Raw genomic sequence first — 17753 nt, 5'->3', positions numbered from 1 at the left:
CCCGGCTCCTATTTCTTGCCGCGATTGTCGTTCAGCGCTTCGTACAGATCACCCAAATTTAGCGTGACCACATCATTGGATTGAATATTCAGGCCTGAGGCCGGCTCCAGCGCCAGGTGGATCGTGCCGTACTGATCCAGCGCAGCCAGCAGCGAAACCGGATCGGACCATAAGCCGGGTGCCACCTCGATCTTCGTGGTCGGCACGTCCAGCACGATGACCGAACCTTCCTGCGCGGCCATCGTGGTCCGCGCCGAGGAATACAACTGATCTTCGGATGCGCCAGCCGGCACTTCTTCGTAGCGGAAGGACTGCGGCACCATCAAAACACGCACGCCGGTCACGGCCAACCGTGCCAGAGGAGATTGCGGTGGTTGTGGTGTAGGCGTGCTTGTGGGCGTTGGGACAGGTGCGCCGGGGACTGCGCTGGTCGGAACTTCGGTGGGTAAGCCAAAATCCGTCAACGGGCCGGTCATTACGCTCACCGGATTATCGGAGAGCAGATCGGGGGACAGCATGCCAATAATCGTGACGGTCTGGCCAGGCCTCAGCAGCCCGGCAATCCCACTGGCTTGGTTGACATGAATCGCCAGCGCCACATGCCCTTCGGGTAATTCTGCCGGGATACCCGCGCCGGCGATCTCGCCCAATACCGACTGGACAATAAAGTCGCCGGGAGCTCGTCCTACAGCCAGCATCTTGCCCGCGGCATCTTCAATTTTCGTCAACGCATCCGCCGGACGCGCGCCCATCGGGATGGTACGCAGTTCCACTAGAACATCGCTGAGAATGGTGCCGGGAGCAATGGCGGATTTCGCCACGACGATCTGCGTTGGCCGGATCACGCCATTGAGCAGAGCGATCACCATTAAGCCAATCACAACAGCTAAAATGATGGCGATCAGGGGTGAACGTTTCTTGGGTTCCATCAAAAGTCTCCTGTTTCAAAATAGAGTCCGGCTTAACACCAGCCGGCTATGATTCAAATTCTGGGTTGGGTGCCGAGTTTGCGGAAGATCTCCCGGTCGGATGGTTCATCGCATACCACCATCAGTGGACGCATCAATATCGGCTCCAGCAGGTGAACATCATCCGAATAACCGAACTTGGCAATCGCCAGTGTCTTCGGAATGCGCGCGAGGTAGCGCTTGTACTCGGTATTGACCAGTCCTTTTTCAGATCGGCCTAGATGGGGAAGAATCAGGTCGCGATCTTTCGGGTCTTTTGTCTGAAAGACGAACAGGTTGGCACATGAAGACAAAATCCCTGACGGCAGTTCGTTGACCGTTTGCGCCAGCAGGTGCAGGAAGACGCCATACTTACGGCCATCCCGCCACATGGTTTGGAAGATGTGACTGACCGCATTGCTGTTGTCGCCAGAGCCTTGATCTGAAGCTGCGCCTCCGGAAACACCGGTCAAAACCTTATTGGCTTCCTCGAAGAAGATTTGCATGGTTGGGAACCGGCGGTAACCATCCAGAGCTTCACGCCGCCTGGCAACCGCGTCAAAGTACAGGATGCTGGAAAGCAGAGATAGCAACGCGGCCTTGGGGTACTCATCCATCTCCGAGCCGCCCTCAATCACCGTAATTCCCCACGGATCATCTGGCTCGCCGAGTAACCCGATATCCTCAACCGCCAGGGCATCATCGCCAGCACCATACTGGCGCGCCATCTGGCCTTCCGCGAATTGTTCCAACCGCAGCAATACACCTTCCAGGCTGGTGTGGCTGGACTGATCATTTTTCGGCAAGGCTTCCTTGTACTGATGTAGCTTTTGTACCAGGGTGACCATGCTCAAGCGCCTGCTACGGTGAACCGCCAGCGCCTGTAGCCCGATGGGATCGAGATTGGCAATCCGCTCTCCAACCATTATTGTGTTGGTCATTCCATATTCTGCCCAGTACTGTTCGATCGTCGCTTTCTCGCCGGCGTCCATCACATTCGCCCAGGGATTCGGCATTGACTGCGTCCGTTTCGTCACCGGATCGGTGAGCTGCCAGATCTCGCTTTGCACGAACGGATCGCCAGTCAGCACGCCAGCGTTGCGGTACATCTCGGTCAGGGCGCGCCGGATAAAACCCAACTGGCGCGGACCCATGCGCCCGGCATTGGCGAACAATTCGGCCACCATGCTACGGTAGCGCCCAGCATCGATGCGTTTTGGTACTTGTAAAATATTCCAGCGCAAGGCTCGCTGGCCACCTGGGTAGAGTTGGCGAATATCGACATGACCATCCATCCCCGGCCAGTTCAAAGCTTTCCGCCAGCCCTGGCCAAAGTCCAGCACGATGCTACGATAATGCCACTGGCGGGTGGTCTCCAATGCCATGCGCTCCGCAGCGATGGATTTGCCAAAGCCGGTGTCCCCGACGAAGGCCGTGTGGAAATGACGGTCAGGCGTGATATTCAAAAGCGCTTTGGTGAGCTCACCGGTCTCGCTGGACCACTGGTGGCCAAGCGTCACGTCGCCGGGTAAATTGGGGTAAAAAGCGAAGGAAGGCGTTTCCTCCTGCACAGTCAGCGCCGTTCCATGCTCGTACATTCCTGGTGCGGTATATGCAGCCAACTGCAGCATGGTGAGCAGGGTGGAATCGACATACCCGCTCATGACTTCGGGGATGCTTTCCACGCGCGTAGAAGGCGTAAACGCCCGCGCATGCAGACCAATGTACGCCTTTTCGGCCGGGTTGAGATTACGCGCCTGAACACCGGTGACAACATCCTCAATACCGTGAAATGCTTCCGGGATCAATCCGATCAGCGACTGCGCGCCGGCTTCAGATCGCGCCAGGGCGTAAACGTCGGTGTAATACGCACCTTCTTTGCTGGCAATATCGAGCAGTTTTTGCTGGGTGCGCATGATATGGGTCAGGAGGATGTAGGGGTCTTCCTGCCACTGGTAGCTGTTGGACAGCGAGAAGGACGGCGCGACGCCAACGCTCATCCCGCCGGTCCATCCGCGCCCAATCGCCTGCCCGATACCAGTGGACTCAGATTGCGAGCGCGTTGTGCTGACCGAATCCGAATGACTTTTACTGACCGCCGTGCTGGCTGTATCCGCAACCGAATCAGTCTCCGCGCCGGAAGTTGTCCAGGACTCTGAATGCGCAACTGAGTGACTTTGCGAGTTGGTTTGCGCCTGGCTATGCGTTTCGGAATGGCTTTCTGTGGCAGCATTGCTGACCGAAACAGCGTGCGAAGTCGTGTCCGCGCTGCCATTACTGGCGGTCACCCCATCCGAGTTTCCCCAATTGGCACTCCCGCCAAGATTGGCAGATAACCCGACTCCGGCAGGCGCGATGCTGCCACCTACACCACCATTGACACCATACCCGGAGCTATCCGTGTGTGTCGTCGCCATCCCGGAGGATTCGGTATGGGAGGATCCCTCCGTGGCGGTCACTCCATGCGTTTGCGCTGTGCCATTGGTCTCGGAAATGCCGGTGGTCGTGGCCTGACCGATCGTGTCGGTCTCAGTTTCGCCCACGGAATGGGACCAGCCGCGCGTGCTGGCATGGCCAATCGTATGCGCCTGACCTTCGGAATTGGTGACACCCTCCGTGGACCCTTGACCCTCGGAAACGCCGGTGGCGTGGTTAACCCCATACGAATTGGACGCATTTTCAGAAAGACCCCCGGTCAATATGGCCGGCAGGCTGACGCCGAAAGAAGCTAACCGCACGCCCATTTGCCGCGAGGCATAGACCGATGTATTTTCCGCCTGGGCAGCCAGCATGGTGGTGATGCTTTTCAACGAGACATGATTGGCGAGCACCATCATCAGGAATTCCTCACGCAGCGTGCTCATCCCGCGAAAAAGCAGCTCGTTCTGCTGTAAAGCGTATTGCTGCGGCGCGTTTGCAGACCCGGCCAGGGGATCACGCAACGATTGGTCTCCGCCGCGCGCGTTTTCTCGTGGATCTGGATGACCAACGGTTACGATGGCATGCGGCATTTCCTGCAGTGACCGAAAGACCCAATCAGCGATTTCAATGGTGAGAGGTTCCAGCCTGGCTTGCCGATAAGCGCCGGCCAGTGTGGAATGGAGTACCGCCAAATCCAGCCGTGATTTACGCTCTGCTTCCTCCAGAGAAGTGTGAAAAGCTGAAACGCCATAGCATTGGACGATGCCGATGGGCGGATCAAAGATACCGGCAGCCAGATACACCAGGTTGATTCCGGAACCGTACATGCCACGTAGAGCCGTGCGCATCTTCTGCAGCAGGCCGGCATCCCGGCGTACATCTAGCGGAATATAAACCAGGTGCAAAAGGCGAATGACCCGATAGCCTTCGTAAGAAGCCCCACCTTCCTGCTCAATTGCCTTCAACCAGATGGCGTCCAATACGTGCCTTGTTGTATCAAACTTGATGCCGGCGTTTTCAATTCGAAGATCATCCGGGATGGACAGCTGGTCTTTGGGATGCAGCCATGGAATGAATTCGGTTATCTGGTTGAGGATGGTTGCCATGTGGTTTCCAGTTGCAGTGGTGTGAATGTCTCGCCAGATCGCCAAAATCCGGTTGGTGAGCCTGCGAGACATCCCTTGCTTGCGCAAGAGATATCCGCTTTCGATGGTTGTTGATCCAGTTTCCTCACTGCGTCACGCTTGTTCGGTTGCCCGTTTAACGAACGGAATGCTTGGGCGAGCGAACAACCGGTGCGCCTGCCGGCATGCGGTAGGTGATGCTCCTGGTGCGGCTGGGTTGTGGCTGCGGTTCTCGGGTGCGAATCCGCAGCAGTAAGCCCATTTGTGCGATCAGGGCCGCAAAAGCAGCGGTGACGATGATGCCAGCTAGAGCAATGATCACGAAGATCAAGCTCAACACTGGACCGCGAAAAACATCCAATATCTCATTCATTTATGCACTCCTCACGTTAGGGTTTTCTGAAAGGCATAACTCTCGTTAACGAAGCTACTCATCCATCCGGGATAGAGTAGAAAATAGAGCAGGGCAATCTTTCAATCACCCGGTTCCATTCGCCACTCTATTGCCGGATGCGGTACCGTTCAATCAGTTCATGCGCTGCAGCCACCGGTGCGGAAAGCGAGATCGGGTTCAAAAGAAGCTGCTGCAACAGCATGGCGAAATATCCAAGCGGGATCACCAACCACAGCGCCCAAAGGATGATGGTGGTCACATTTCCACGCGTGTTGCTCAATACGATGGCGGCGCTGTCAGCGGAACCGATCAGAGCGGCCCATTGCTCAGCGGATAACGCCGAGGTATAGGTCAGGTAAAGGCGACTGCCAATGACCGACAGGGCGTAGATGGCTATTCCGGATTTGATATTCCACAACGTGGTCACCTGCTGCTGGCGTGTCGCCAGCAAAACCACAACCCCAAACAACCACATCGCCGCGCCGATCCAGGGCACTGGCGCGCCCATCTGCCATTGGCTGACCAGCCACAGAGCCAACACAATGCCAGTCAGCGTTTGGGCAGTATGCGGATCTGGCATCATTACTTCCCGCCCTTCACGCGCCGGGCGGAACATCGCCCGATTCTGAAGATCACGATCCACGAAGCGCATGATCACTGCCCCGCACCCGATACTCAACAGAGCGGACGCTGAATCGGCCAGCCAATACAGCGTTACCAGAATGCCGTTGAGAATATAGGTTGGCAGCGCAGCCAGAAATTCGCCGATTAAAATCGTGAGATCGTTCATCGCGGGTAGGCTCCGATGGCGTGCTACGGGATCAAAGCAGGCAGTGTGACGTACACCTGGAACTCCCCATCCTCGCTGATCGTGCGGGGTTGAGTGATGGTCATCCCTCGAAAACTGGTGCCTCGCGAGGTAGCTCGCAATTTCAGGTTGAATGTGCCAGGATCAGCGAAGGGAACTTGCAGCGCCGTACCGGTAGCCGTGCAGGTGCCACCGGCATCACAACTGCCACTCCAGTTGGTGAAACCGGGGATCAAGGTGAAGTTTTCGCGGTAAATGTGAGCGCCATAATGGGTCTGGCCCAACCGGTCGGTGATCCAGGCTTTGCTCGCCGCGCTGAGTGTGGCGGTGGCTTGCAACGTAGTGACAGCATCCGGGAGGTTCTCGATGTGCTTCAGACATTCTTTGAAAACCAGTTCCGTATCCTCAACCCCATCATTGGCGACTGAACTGGCGTCCTTACGGCAGTTGGGGGTTTCACCAGTGTCGGCGTCTCGGCAAATGTCCTCTTCTTCATAGATCGGCTCGTACCAGGTGAAAATCACCGGCGGGATGGTAATTAACACCTGGACATCCGCGCCACGCCGTTCCTTGGTGTCCTGTCCAACCACTAGCGGGTTATTGGGAGCGATCTTCTTGATCGAAGCCGTTGGCTGCTGGATCGAGATCGACGAGTCCGGGCAAAGTCGCGGTGGCGGTGGAGTGGTGACGATCCCGGAGCAGTCGCCAGGGATGGATGCACAGTTATTTACGCCATTTAGGTACAACAGGTACGCAGTGCGTAACGCGGCATCATTCCAAGACATCGAAAGCAAGGTGGTAATAAACCCAAACCCCATAAACCACGTCCACACATTCTCATTGCCGCTTAGCACGGCATCCCAAAATTGATCGGGGGTCTGGTATTGAGGACGTTCCGTCGATAGGCGATCCCAATTTACGCTGTCGCCGGCAACCAGTCCGAGGAAGGAAATTAGCCCGCCAGCACCGTTGCTCATCATCCCCGCAGAATCCATTAAGCCGCTTTCTTGTGGATTTAAGGCCATGAAGAAAAGCGTCGAAGCGGAAGGCAGGATTACCACATTCCCTTCCGCCGTTTGATAGCGGTGGTAATTCGCTTCCAAATCAAGTGATTGGCCGAAAGGCAGATCCACGCTCATCCAGGAGGGAGTCTCAGTCGTCTCTCCGAGATCGATAATGTCAGAGCGAAGGTTGCCATTTTCGTCAAACACTTGATCCCATGGCGCAGGATCCTGCGCCTGAACGTTGACCGGGCCGGCAGCGCTAAATATCAGGGTTAGCACCAGAAAAGTGAGGAGCGACCGTTCGGAAAGTTTCATTACTCCACTCCTTCACTCGATTGCTGGAGGGCATCGATCTCCTGCGGCAAGAGAAACCGGTCAAACTTCCAGACGCCGTTCTCACGCACCGCCAGGGCATAAGCCTCATCTTGCGTTTTCTCGCTGCCAGGCAGTGGTTGAGAAAGCTGGATCGTCACCAGCCAGATCTGTTCGTTCTCGCTCCGGCGAATAAGGGTTTTCGGGGACACTTCTGCGGTGGTGACCGTTTTCATTTCGATGTAGCGACGCCAAAGAGAAGTGGACCCGCTGGTGGCGAACAGACAGCCCGACTGCGTGCTGTTCGAGCAGAAACGCTCCAGCCAGGCATCTTTTCCTTCCTCATAATTCACCGTGAAGAAGGTTTCCACGCCGGCGATGACGGCCTCTGAGGCCTCGGTATCGTCAACCGGTGGCGTTGGTGTAGGATGCGGAATAATCCGATCTGAATATTGGATCGCCAATATTCCGGCAGGGATGAGAGCGATCAGGAGGAAAAATAGTATAAGAGACCGTTTTGAGATGTTGAATTCACGCAATTTGACCTCGTGACAAAATAAAAGCGTCCACGCGCAGTTGCGAAATGCAAAACTGCAGGTGGGCGCTTTCTCGAATAAAGGATGGCTGGCGTTAAATGCGGCCCTATTGGGTATTCGATTTACAGTGTCATTATAGCATTGTGAATGAATAACGAAAAATCAATTATTTACTTGACAAAGTATCACTAGAGTATTACATTAGAAGAAAATGGATTACAAGATGGAGCAACATGCCAAAGACCAATTCCGCAAACAAACAGGTGCATTCTTTTCGCCTCAGCCGGGAGAGCATCTACCAGTTGAAAGAGATGACCAGCGAAATGGGCCGCAGTGAAAGCGATGTTGTCGAAATCGCCCTAGACCGTATGTATCGCGAAGAACTACGCTTTGGGCGGCTCGTTCATGACCACGGCAAACCAGACGACTCCTATGCAGTCGAAAAGAACAACGAGGAAAAATGATGAAGATCGTCGCAGTCGTATTTAGCTTGATCCGGAAAGTGATCTCGGTCGCAATGATTTTAGCGATTTGTGTTCCCCTGCTCTTTGTAGCCTACAAGGGAAGCCAGCCCATGCAGGTTTCTCAGACACCTTCCGGAATGACGTACTGGCAATTTATAGCAGATCGGATTGATGCCGCAAAAGAAGTGAAGCCATCCCGCTGTGGTTGGGGAATGTTTCTGTCACTTGTTGCACTTGGTCCCCTGTACTCGGTTGTTTATACAGATATTGGAATTCATCCCGATGGCTTCCTGGCAAGCGTTACAGCTCCCGATTCGGATATTCCAAAAGGGGTTGAGAATGCCTCATGGGACCAAGTTCCACGCATTTGGTGGAATGTAGTGGAACAATTAAGCTGGACAATGCTTGGGAAGGCAAATCCCGGATGCCGATTTCGCCCAGTAGCTAATTTATGGTACAGAACTTAGGTTTCGAGTAAGAGTAACGCCAAACACAGGCGAAATCGGAACATTTTCCGACAAATATGGCAGTGTTCATCGCTAAAGGCGAGTTTTGTACAAAAAAATCAGTCGGAACGCTCATTGAGCACCTCTCAGGGTCCAACCAGTTATAGAAACAGAGCAGGAATAGATCAACGATAGGATGTAACCGACGATTGAAGCGACTTCTACTCAACATTCGCGGTATAGAGCTATATTTGTACACGAACTGGAACGCTGTGCGGAAGTTTCCTTGAAATTGCAGCTTCGCCATAATGACCTCAGTCATCATTCCCGCATCTTTCAACCGGCTTTGCTTATCCTCTCTATTGTACTGAGCTTTCAGCAGATCATCCCACAGGCAAAAAATGAGTACAATTTGAGTAATCATGCGTTCTCTTGGTTCAGTTTTGGCTTGCGCACTTTTACTTTACCAGCATTCGCATGGTTTTCGTTTCTCTAAGCTCTCAAGGCAGCAACTGTCCTGAAAATAACGAGGATTATCGTGTTAGAGGGTTAGCCGAGGCTCATGTTTGCTTGGGTTATTTATATAAACCCTATAGAGAGCAAATCAGTCATGGAAACTGCTTGATAACGGCTCTCGTCCGCTGATATTTCCAAATAGCTCCCCTGAGGGGTGTTTTGAAAACGCTTGGATCCCCGCCAGATTTTCTCGCCCTGTCGCCTTTGCCAGAGGCTTACATCAATCACGGCTTGAACCTTTTCCCGCTGTAATATCGGAGGGGGAGCAGTTACCATTCCCAAGCCAATTTGATGCAAAATGTTGAATCGCGCCTTCTCTGCGGATTCAAACAAGGTGAACTCAACTGTATCACCCATATGGTGGCATAACAGATAATCCTGTCGAAAAAAAACTGTCCAGGTATCTTCAGCCGTGGGCCTATGTACCTTAAACACCATTACCCATTCTGGGTCCTGTATCCAGTGGATCAAACCGTCAAGAAAAACATCCATCTCCATTTGATTAGAGACACCTACACTCACCAGACCGCGTGCCTGCAAGGACCGTTGTCCCGTTGCCATCAATTGCTCAAGATTCTGCCAATCCTCTTGGGTAAAAAGACTTATTTGATGGAAACCCAGTGCACTGGTCGCGAATGCCAGCTCGGCATTTGTAAACTTTATGGAAAATTTATCTGGCGTGATCTTCATCCCTTGATCCATCTAGTTGCTATTCGCTGGTTTAATAGTTACATAATTTCTCACCGGATACTTTAATCCGAAACTGGCACCCCAGGATTTATCAAATTCCGTCACCGCGACGGTTTCAGTTGTACCTGTCCAGGGATCATTGTAGGTTACCTTTTCATCCGTCATCGCATTCACTACCACGGCGTGGGAATATCCATTTGTGGTTAGCCCTAAATGAATATTTGCGAGGACAGGCCCCTCATTTACCGCTGATTTCAATTTAGTCAACTGATCAGCAGCATTATCAGCAGTTCCTGTGATTGTCTCAACTTCGTAACCGAGGGGTTCTAGATCATTTTCCAATTTATTGATCGCCATTCCACTATCTGCAGAAAAATCCTTCTGCTCTATATTCATATTCACCAGATCCTGAGCTGAGAGCGTTTGGTTAGTTTCATCCCTATCATGCCAGTAGTCTGTAATCATGCTGGCACTGGTAGGGACACAACCATAATCCGTGCCTTTCCCATCCGCTTTCAAGCCTTTCTGGCTCTTAACCGGCACACTGAAAGCCTCACTTGATGCGGTGGCCTCTTTTGTCTCAGTACTCTGACTCGGATTGGCAGATTCATTCTGGCCGTTGGTATTCGATGGAAGGTTCACCTGCTCCGCTGCAGGCTGTCGGTTTTGGTTGTTTTCGTCAACCGGAGATATGGGCTGTTGGTCTCCGGTGTTGTCATTTTTATCCAACCAGGCACGTGGGATAACACCCGTTTTTGCAGGCGGTAAAAAATCTCCAGCCTGATCAACCGGTAATTGTTTACTAATCAATTTCTTTGCCCAGTCAGGCAAACGATTAATCCATTGGTTCATCAGGCCGGTCAACCGGGAGAACCCGGGCAAGAGATTGGATAAACTCCATGCCCCCACTGTTCCCCCACCTGCCATGGCAAGCAAATAGGCAGTATTAATTTGTACTGGTTGAAAACCTTTCCCCATCTCTTTCCAGGCTACCTGCTCGCGATCCAATCGCGCAAATAGGTCCCGTCCCGTCTCCACCAGCGACGCGACCTGCCGAGTGCAGGCCTGTGCCTCCTCACAGAAACCGGCTGATGCTGGCGAGACCCAGTCGAGGTACCCAAGGGAAGAATTCATGGAGGAGGCACAATCATCAATGGCGTCAAGCGCCTGACGGCACTGCCTCACCACCAACTGCACCTCTTCGGTCTGCATCAGTAACATAGGCGCCTGCCTTTTCAGGTGATAATCGTGTTGACTACCTTCTTGAATTCGTCTGCTGAGAGTGCAACCAACCACAAACGCACTCCTTCGGGATGATTTTCTGCCTGTTCGGCTGCCACCCTCCACAAAGTGCAAGGACCCTGGATCAGGAATACCACCGGAGAGGAAGCTTCACCCTCACGGAAAAAAGTACCCCGCCACTCGGCATGGGCGATTTCACCGGAGGCCCGTCTTGCATCATCATCCTTTGCCACCCGCGAGAGTTCCTCTCTTAGGAACGACTCATCTCGCCTCCGTTCTGGCGAATATTCAAAGAAATCATCAGGCAGGGTTATTTGCCGCCCAACCATATGTTGATCGTAATGTGAATTATAGAAACTTATGATTTCTTCGGCGATTACAGGATTCACAATGGGTAGGTCGTATCGGCTGATCCACAAATTTATGTTTCTTTGGCGGAGCCAGCCATTTGTTATTCGAAAAAAGTTCAGCGCCCACTCCCCAAAAGGTGCGGTTTTTGTGGCGCGGATCAATGCATCCGGGTTTAAGACCCCCTTCACCAGATCCGTCATCCCATCAACCAGCTGGTCAGACCCATCCACTGAGCATAGACCACGCGACATGAGGGAGTGATGAGCGGTATTTAACATAGCAGCTAATTGTTCTCCTGGAACCTCACCTGCAATAGTGCGCAAAAAACCAGTAGCTTTTTCATGTTGACCGCTTAAGGCAACCGCCGCGGCTAATTCTTCGGAAGAAAGATGGTAAGTTGCTGTTGGCATTGTTTAACCCTCCTGGCTAATTGGCGCCGCTTGTGCTTGCGATGGGATCTCTCACCCAAGAACTTAATTTGCTTACACTATCTGAAATATTCTCAAAGAATTCCGGAGCATTATCTACCGTAGACTCACCAATATCATGGAGCCCTTTAACACAAATATCTTCCAATGTCTGCCCGTTAGGGCCAACCTTCATATCCATCGCTAATCCCAAACCGATCCCTACCGCAGCTCCGGCAATAACAGCAGGCGCTGAAGCTGTGCCAATGATGGCAGCAGCCCCCATTCCTAATCCAACCACGAATGAATTTACCGCAACCGAAGACGCGATCATACCTGCTCCTTGATCCCTATAGCGGTAGGCATCATTGAGAGCATCCATTCCAAATGCAAGCACGCCCAGGGGTTTCACAAAATCATCAATATGCTTAAAAAACTTAGCCTGCCCCATAACCGTTGTTCCGGGTTTTAACCCCATAAGAAAAATCTTTTCACCTTTACTACCCTGAATAGCTCTTAACCCGTCACGAATTTCTTTTCTAGAAAAAAAGGTTGCTGTAGATACAATACCCAATCCTGCCCAGTCATAAACGTCTGACATTGAACTTAAGAAAGTGTCTCCATAGATAGCAGCTGCTTGCAGTGTCGCGGGCGAGACACCACTCGACACTCCCCCCGCCATCTCCTCCCACCGCTGGCTTTCCTGGCTTGCCCGCCGGCATAATTCGCGACCCTCTTCAAGCAATAGACGAATGGTCTGGGCAGTCTGCTGAAATTCGTATACGTAGCCATTCCGACCAGGAGCAACCCAGTCAAGGTTAGCAACCCCGCCCGCCACATTGCTCACACGCGATTCGAGATCATCCAGACAGCTAATCGTCTGGTTGGCAAGAGAACGCACTTCTTCGGTTTGCATTAAAAGCATATTTGCCATAGATCCCCTTGCCTTTAATAGGTCTGTGCTTCATCCTGCCATTTGGTGATTTCCTGCCCCAGCCGCTGTCCATTCTGTTCCAGCGCCTCAAGCAGAGCACGAGTGCTGGTCAACCAGGCACTGAATTCTTCCCGGAATTTCTCCGCTCCAGGCGCTACCCAGGTGCTGCCAACCATGCCCTGCACCAGGCTATTCAAGGTGCTTGCATGGCCATCCATCGTACGGCGGGCAGCAAGTAATTGCTGCTGTACAGTGGATACCGCTTCGACATCCATTTTTAAAAGAGGCATGTTTTCGTCCTTTTCCTTTCATGCCAGTATTTCAGGGGTGCAGGGTTTCTGCACCCCTGAAGCATTCTAGTTATGGGCTGTAGAATGAGAACTAGAAGGATTGCCCCTCACCTGTCCAGTTTTCGACCTCACGTTGCAAGCGATCTGCCAACGTCTGCAAATTTTCAAGAGCCTGCCTCACCTGACCGGCCCATTGTTCAATCTCCCCCTTAAACTGCTCGGCGCCAGGAGCAATCCAAGTACTGCCAACCATGCTGGAAACCTGAGAATTGATCTGAGTCATCGAGTCATTGATCGCTTCTTTTGAATTAACAATCTGCCCTTTTACTGCGGTGCAAGCATCAGTATCCATATGTAAGACTGGCATTTACTCATCTCCTTTGTATCTTATTGGTTGATTGTTTGGCTTTTCTGACAGCCCACTTGGGCCTTGATACAGGATGTATTGATGTTTTATTATATGGAGTGAGCCCCCTTTCATGCATTATTGATTATTATAGGTAAATCCACGTTTTTTTACATGTAAATTTATCCAGTTTTCTACACTTCCTACCGATTGAATGGCATCACCCGGGAAATTGATGAAAGCTCGTACCGCGCCACGAATATAGTGATAGCCCGATCCCACATCACCCACCTTGCGTACTTCAGATGGTTTGGCTATTGCCATTGATACTGCAACGGACCAATCATTCTCACTGAAAGCCAGCGCAAAACCTGTTTTTCCCTTGCGTACCAAGCTCTCCAGCGGGCTAGTTGATGCAATTTCCTGACCGGTACCTACGAGTATGATATGCACGCGCCGGTTAGACTTGGCAAGATTCACCAGATAGTTTCGTTGATCGTCCTTCAGTTTGCTCTTTACAACTCCGAAATCGTCCATCACAATGACAATTTCTGGTTGTTTGATCAACCTTTCAGCACTCACTTGCTGCCCAGACATCATCTCTCCCCCACCATCAACCGGTAGAAACGCAGGTGAGATACTGCCGGAATCTGTAGCAGGCATTATCTGCACTGAGGTCAGACGCTGGTCAATAGCCTCCTCTAGATTGAACCCAACTCCAATTTCAGTAAAGGTTCCCGCAATAAATGGATTGTTCTGATCCAGCTGATATAAACCTGTAGAATCGAGATCGAAAATGATGAATTGCACCTCTTCCGGATTGTAAATTGCCATCATACTGGCAATCAAGTTGCGCACAAACGTGGTGCGTCCCGAAAGAGGAGGCCCCATGACAAACAAATGTTGTGAAACGCTGAAATCCGTCAGGCGCGGGTTCAAAGTTGGATCGGTCATATCAATCCCGACTGGCACTGGCAGATAATTTACATCCCGCTCTGTAAAATGGCGAACCAATTCCTCTAGATGAATCTCCTCATGCATAGGCGGAACCCGAATCGGTAAACATGCGACAGGAAAATCGCCAACAGCGCACCGCATGGCTCGCATTAATTGTTCCAGCCATTCCATCCGCTGGGCTTCCGTCAGCAACTCTCGAACTACTTCGCCGTCTTTGGTCTTCGCCTCTGTCGGTTTGGGCCCCATCCGGGCAACCTGAAATTCCACCACGTTCCCCATGCGAACAATACCACGTCCTGGAATGTCAGTCGCCGGAAGAACCCCACCCGTGCGGCCAATATTATCCAGATAATTATTTCCGGGCATCTCCAGCGCCACCACATTGGAAATTTTCTCACGCAGTGCTTGTGGAAAGTTGGCGGAAACTGTTGTGAGGATCAGATGAATACCCAGTGACGGACCGTCGCTGGCGATGGCTTTAAGTAGTTCAAATTCAAGACAGCCCGGCTGTTTCCCCTCCATGAAGGATGTAAAATTATCAATAATCAGGAAGACATCGGGCATCACCTGTTCAGGGTGTTGCCTACGATATTCCACTACATTAGGGGCATCCAGCAACTTACGCCGACTTTCCAGGAGATCCTTCAAGAGGGTGAACACTCGCCTGACGCGTTCTCCCTCCGTTGATCCCATGATGGCTGCCCCAATATGTGGAAAACCTTCCAACTTCTTGAGGGTTTGCACGCCATATTCAACAATATAGAACTGCACTTCTGCAGGTGTGTGATCCAGCATGGTGCTGGTCACAAGGGTCTGCAGCAGGGTGGTTTTCCCGGTCACAGGCCCGCCGTGCAACAATAAATGTCCCTCTTTCCCCAGGTTCATCTCCAGCAGGGGCTGCGCACGCCGGGCGGGGTTGTCAATTCTTCCTAGCACCGGTTTCAGATGCCTTTCCAACGGTTTCCAACCGTGCCCATCCCATCCGGCCTGTTCGCGCAGATCGCATAACTCAAGCAGCGGCGGCAAAGCCGGCAGCCAGACCGGTATCTGAGGGCTGGCGCCCTTGTCCGAGGCAATAATGCCCGCCAGCGCTTCCAACTGGGTGGACTTATAGCCGCTTGTGTCCAACTTTTTATGCTTGATTCGCACTCCCTGGTAGGTTACCCTGCTAACTCCCCCCACCTGGACCATATTCCGGGGTATGTCCAGCGAGCCGCCCCAGGCAAACTGCACCAAGTCAAACTGGTCGTTATTTCCCACCTGCAGGTATCCCCTGCCCACCTGGTCCTTGGTGATATTGTCATACGCATCGTTACGATTAAGGATGGCTTTGCTGGCGTCGCGGGTGCCCATGCGCAAACAAATGCGGGTGTTAATGTTATTGCGCATGTCTTCAGTAATGACCGTGCCCGGGTTTTGAGTCGCTAGGATCAAGTGCATGCCGATGGAACGACCAATAGCAGCGATGGACATCAACCGTTTCATCAGGCTCTTGTTGGGATCGTTGGTTGGGTTACGCAACAGCATTTCCGCAAACTCATCGATCACAATAAACAGATGAGGCAGGGCCCGGGTCTCTGTCCCGGTATGATAACGTGACATGTAAGAATTAATATCATCGCCCTTGAGGATATCCTTGCGCCTCTGAATTTCTGCGTCAAAGGCCGAAAACAAGCGCTGGATCAATTCACCTTGCTTGCCCTGGCTGTCCATATTTGCCAGTGAACCAACCAGGTGTGGCAGGTGCTCAAGTCCCTTTGCCAGGTCACCGCCTTTGTAATCAATCAAAACAAAATTCACATCCTCGGGTTTGTAATATGCGCAGGTTAGTAGAATCAGGGTCTGCAAAAATTTGGTCTTGCCGGTGCCAGTGGTGCCGCCCACCATGGCATGCACACCAAACCCCCCGTGCTTGGAGGCATCCTGCAGGTTCAAATAGGCAGTCTCCCCATTGGCTTTCTTGCCAATGGGTATCTGCAGACTCTCCCACGGACAGGAGACTTTTCTCAGTAATTCTAAGTTGACTTCCTTCACTGCATTCGTCATTAATAGATCGATGAGGGTCACCTGCGTGGGAGCCTGGGCTGCCAGGTTTTCGATGTGCAATTGTGCCAGTGCGTCGGTCAGTAAATTCACCTGGTCTTCTTTTGCCAGCATGGGTTCAAACCGATGCACTTCAGGCACCTGCCCAATGATCTCCATATCCCCCACCAGTTTGGCTTGCTCGCCTTCTTTCAGGTGAATCAGGGTGCGAACATCTTTGGGAATCTGCGAACGATGACCAGCGAGGAAGATGGAGTAAGCTCCAATGGCAGGGCCTTTGGATAACAGCAGGTCAAGGAGCGGCGCATATTGCAGTGCCGCCGAACCATTCCACAGACTGCGGTCAGCAAAAATAAATACGTACGAAACTGGTTGTATCGGGGTTTCATCCGAATGGTTTTGCTCGGCCTCATGCTGCCGGATGTGCAACATGCTCTCCAATTCGGCCAGAACGGTATGACGTACCTCATTAGGATCCTCAGTTGTTACTTCTGTGGTCCCCACACCTCCCTTTTTGCGCCTCCCCATCAGGAAGTACCTTACTGTATTGTTTTCATTCCAGTTATGGGGAAGGCGCCGCACCCATAGCCATTTTTTTCGATCGTGCTCATTAATGACGAGCACGATCTTAACATTGTTGGGTGCATGATGAGCAGTCAATTGCATAATCAGGGATTGCACCAGTTTATTGCGCTGGTGACTATTGGCGCCGACAATTCCGGCCGAGCCCACCTGACCAAGGGGTAGTAGAATAGGCAAACCAGGGATCAGGCGGCATTCCTCCTCCAACTGGTACCCCTTTTCAATCAGATCGTCTTCTTCTAGAGAAAGAGGTGGTGTGGGTGGACGTTCAACAGTAAATGAGCGTACCACACTACCCAACCCCAATCGCAGATGTAAAAAATCGTGATGAGCAGGTTCACGTTCCCACAGTCGCTGTTCTTTTTCCAATGCCAACAAGGCAGGCTGACCAGCTGGTTGATCATTGCTTTTTTCAGCCTCAATACGGCCCCCCGCCAGACGCACACCCTCCTGGGCACGCACCACGCATCCCTCCAGATCAGGGTTGGGGGTGAGCATGGCTTCCCGCTGTTCCTGGATCCATTGATTGATCTCACCACGCTGTTTGGTCAGATAATCGTCATAAACCTTGATTCGTTTTGCCAGGTCTGCTTTATATTTGTTTCTACTACTTCGCCCGTTCACAATCCCAAATATAACAGTAATGAGCGCCATTGGTATCGAAACAAAGGCATATACCGGAATACGACCTGTGCCGCCCGCGCTTTGTGCCGCAAATATCTGGATCATCGCCGAAAGCCACACGCCAATAATGGGAACAAATAGAGAAAGCAGTGGAGTGGTAGGCGCGTTTGGCTTTGCCGGCGGTGGCATTAGTTTAATTTCGCCCTGGGGGTACTTCTTGTAATTGCGTGGCGAACGGGTGAATACCGGTCGAGGATCTTCGCGATCCTGCTCTTGCTGCTCAATGATTTCAGGGTTTTCGATCATCAACCCACC

At 52.2% G+C, this 17753-nt stretch carries 15 protein-coding genes; 2 read left to right on the top strand and 13 right to left on the bottom strand.

The features are described 5' to 3' along the window. Window positions 1–8 precede the first annotated feature (8 nt). The 6 genes from cpaB to LARV_RS04715 all read right to left on the bottom strand — a co-directional run bounded on the left by cpaB (window position 9) and on the right by LARV_RS04715 (window position 7549). Window positions 9–929 (bottom strand): Flp pilus assembly protein CpaB, encoded by a 921-nt coding sequence (gene cpaB, locus LARV_RS04740; RefSeq protein WP_075072549.1) that lies wholly within the window; start codon window positions 927–929, stop codon window positions 9–11. A 53-nt stretch (window positions 930–982) separates the two neighbouring features. Beyond that, complete coding sequence (locus tag LARV_RS04735) at window positions 983–4474, bottom strand: serine-rich protein (protein WP_075072548.1); 3492 nt, start codon at window positions 4472–4474, stop codon at window positions 983–985. 154 nt (window positions 4475–4628) lie between these two features. Then, window positions 4629–4865 (bottom strand): hypothetical protein, encoded by a 237-nt coding sequence (locus LARV_RS04730; RefSeq protein WP_075072547.1) that lies wholly within the window; start codon window positions 4863–4865, stop codon window positions 4629–4631. A gap of 127 nt (window positions 4866–4992) precedes the next feature. Continuing rightward, on the bottom strand, window positions 4993–5676 hold the full coding sequence (locus LARV_RS04725; RefSeq protein WP_075072546.1) for a hypothetical protein: 684 nt from the start codon (window positions 5674–5676) through the stop codon (window positions 4993–4995). Window positions 5677–5699: 23 nt separating this feature from the next. Then, entirely contained in the window at window positions 5700–7013 is a 1314-nt protein-coding gene (locus tag LARV_RS04720) for a hypothetical protein (protein WP_075072545.1), read from the bottom strand. Next, window positions 7013–7549 (bottom strand): hypothetical protein, encoded by a 537-nt coding sequence (locus LARV_RS04715; RefSeq protein WP_075072544.1) that lies wholly within the window; start codon window positions 7547–7549, stop codon window positions 7013–7015. The genes LARV_RS04720 and LARV_RS04715 overlap by 1 nt, the downstream gene beginning before the upstream one ends. Window positions 7550–7779: 230 nt before the next feature. Here LARV_RS04715 and LARV_RS04710 point away from each other — a divergent pair, with 230 nt between their 5' ends. After that, complete coding sequence (locus tag LARV_RS04710; RefSeq protein WP_075072543.1) at window positions 7780–8010, top strand: ribbon-helix-helix domain-containing protein; 231 nt, start codon at window positions 7780–7782, stop codon at window positions 8008–8010. Then, window positions 8007–8477, top strand: a complete 471-nt coding sequence (locus LARV_RS20070) for a hypothetical protein (protein ID WP_152031692.1) — start codon at window positions 8007–8009, stop codon at window positions 8475–8477. Before LARV_RS04710 ends, LARV_RS20070 begins: the two co-directional genes overlap by 4 nt. Before the next feature lie 558 nt (window positions 8478–9035). Here the strand turns inward: LARV_RS20070 and LARV_RS04700 are convergent. From LARV_RS04700 to LARV_RS04670, 7 genes are all read right to left on the bottom strand, one after another. Further along, the gene (locus LARV_RS04700; protein ID WP_075072541.1) at window positions 9036–9662 is read right to left on the bottom strand and encodes a hypothetical protein; all 627 of its coding nucleotides are present in this window, start codon (window positions 9660–9662) and stop codon (window positions 9036–9038) included. 12 nt (window positions 9663–9674) lie between these two features. After that, window positions 9675–10883 carry a C39 family peptidase gene (locus LARV_RS04695; RefSeq protein WP_075072540.1) on the bottom strand — a complete coding sequence of 403 codons (1209 nt, stop codon included), beginning with the start codon at window positions 10881–10883 and terminating at the stop codon, window positions 9675–9677. 14 nt (window positions 10884–10897) lie between these two features. Continuing rightward, a complete protein-coding gene (locus LARV_RS04690) occupies window positions 10898–11665 on the bottom strand; it encodes a hypothetical protein (RefSeq protein WP_075072539.1) in 768 nt (255 codons plus the stop codon). 16 nt (window positions 11666–11681) lie between these two features. After that, a complete protein-coding gene (locus LARV_RS04685; RefSeq protein ID WP_075072538.1) occupies window positions 11682–12596 on the bottom strand; it encodes a hypothetical protein in 915 nt (304 codons plus the stop codon). Between the two features lie 14 nt (window positions 12597–12610). Then, complete coding sequence (locus LARV_RS04680; protein WP_152031691.1) at window positions 12611–12886, bottom strand: WXG100 family type VII secretion target; 276 nt, start codon at window positions 12884–12886, stop codon at window positions 12611–12613. A gap of 91 nt (window positions 12887–12977) precedes the next feature. Beyond that, the gene (locus tag LARV_RS04675) at window positions 12978–13253 is read right to left on the bottom strand and encodes a WXG100 family type VII secretion target (protein ID WP_075072536.1); all 276 of its coding nucleotides are present in this window, start codon (window positions 13251–13253) and stop codon (window positions 12978–12980) included. A 117-nt stretch (window positions 13254–13370) separates the two neighbouring features. Further along, on the bottom strand, window positions 13371–17744 hold the full coding sequence (locus LARV_RS04670; RefSeq protein WP_075072535.1) for an FtsK/SpoIIIE domain-containing protein: 4374 nt from the start codon (window positions 17742–17744) through the stop codon (window positions 13371–13373). Window positions 17745–17753: the final 9 nt, after the last annotated feature.

Origin of the sequence: Longilinea arvoryzae, from assembly GCF_001050235.1 — a bacterium.
Lineage (GTDB): Bacteria > Chloroflexota > Anaerolineae > Anaerolineales > Anaerolineaceae > Longilinea > Longilinea arvoryzae.
The sequence above is the reverse complement of the archived record's forward strand: the minus strand, read 5'-3'. Positions and strand labels throughout refer to the sequence as shown.

Bases quoted from the DNA above. Each gene is read 5' to 3' on its own strand.
- cpaB (WP_075072549.1), bottom strand. From the start codon at position 929: ATGGAACCCAAGAAACGTTCACCCCTGATCGCCATCATTTTAGCTGTT.
- LARV_RS04735 (WP_075072548.1), bottom strand. From the start codon at position 4,474: ATGGCAACCATCCTCAACCAGATAACCGAATTCATTCCATGGCTGCAT.
- LARV_RS04730 (WP_075072547.1), bottom strand. From the start codon at position 4,865: ATGAATGAGATATTGGATGTTTTTCGCGGTCCAGTGTTGAGCTTGATC.
- LARV_RS04725 (WP_075072546.1), bottom strand. From the start codon at position 5,676: ATGAACGATCTCACGATTTTAATCGGCGAATTTCTGGCTGCGCTGCCA.
- LARV_RS04720 (WP_075072545.1), bottom strand. From the start codon at position 7,013: ATGAAACTTTCCGAACGGTCGCTCCTCACTTTTCTGGTGCTAACCCTG.
- LARV_RS04710 (WP_075072543.1), top strand. From the start codon at position 7,780: ATGCCAAAGACCAATTCCGCAAACAAACAGGTGCATTCTTTTCGCCTC.
- LARV_RS20070 (WP_152031692.1), top strand. From the start codon at position 8,007: ATGATGAAGATCGTCGCAGTCGTATTTAGCTTGATCCGGAAAGTGATC.
- LARV_RS04700 (WP_075072541.1), bottom strand. From the start codon at position 9,662: ATGAAGATCACGCCAGATAAATTTTCCATAAAGTTTACAAATGCCGAG.
- LARV_RS04695 (WP_075072540.1), bottom strand. From the start codon at position 10,883: ATGTTACTGATGCAGACCGAAGAGGTGCAGTTGGTGGTGAGGCAGTGC.
- LARV_RS04690 (WP_075072539.1), bottom strand. From the start codon at position 11,665: ATGCCAACAGCAACTTACCATCTTTCTTCCGAAGAATTAGCCGCGGCG.
- LARV_RS04685 (WP_075072538.1), bottom strand. From the start codon at position 12,596: ATGGCAAATATGCTTTTAATGCAAACCGAAGAAGTGCGTTCTCTTGCC.
- LARV_RS04680 (WP_152031691.1), bottom strand. From the start codon at position 12,886: ATGCCTCTTTTAAAAATGGATGTCGAAGCGGTATCCACTGTACAGCAG.
- LARV_RS04675 (WP_075072536.1), bottom strand. From the start codon at position 13,253: ATGCCAGTCTTACATATGGATACTGATGCTTGCACCGCAGTAAAAGGG.
- LARV_RS04670 (WP_075072535.1), bottom strand. From the start codon at position 17,744: ATGATCGAAAACCCTGAAATCATTGAGCAGCAAGAGCAGGATCGCGAA.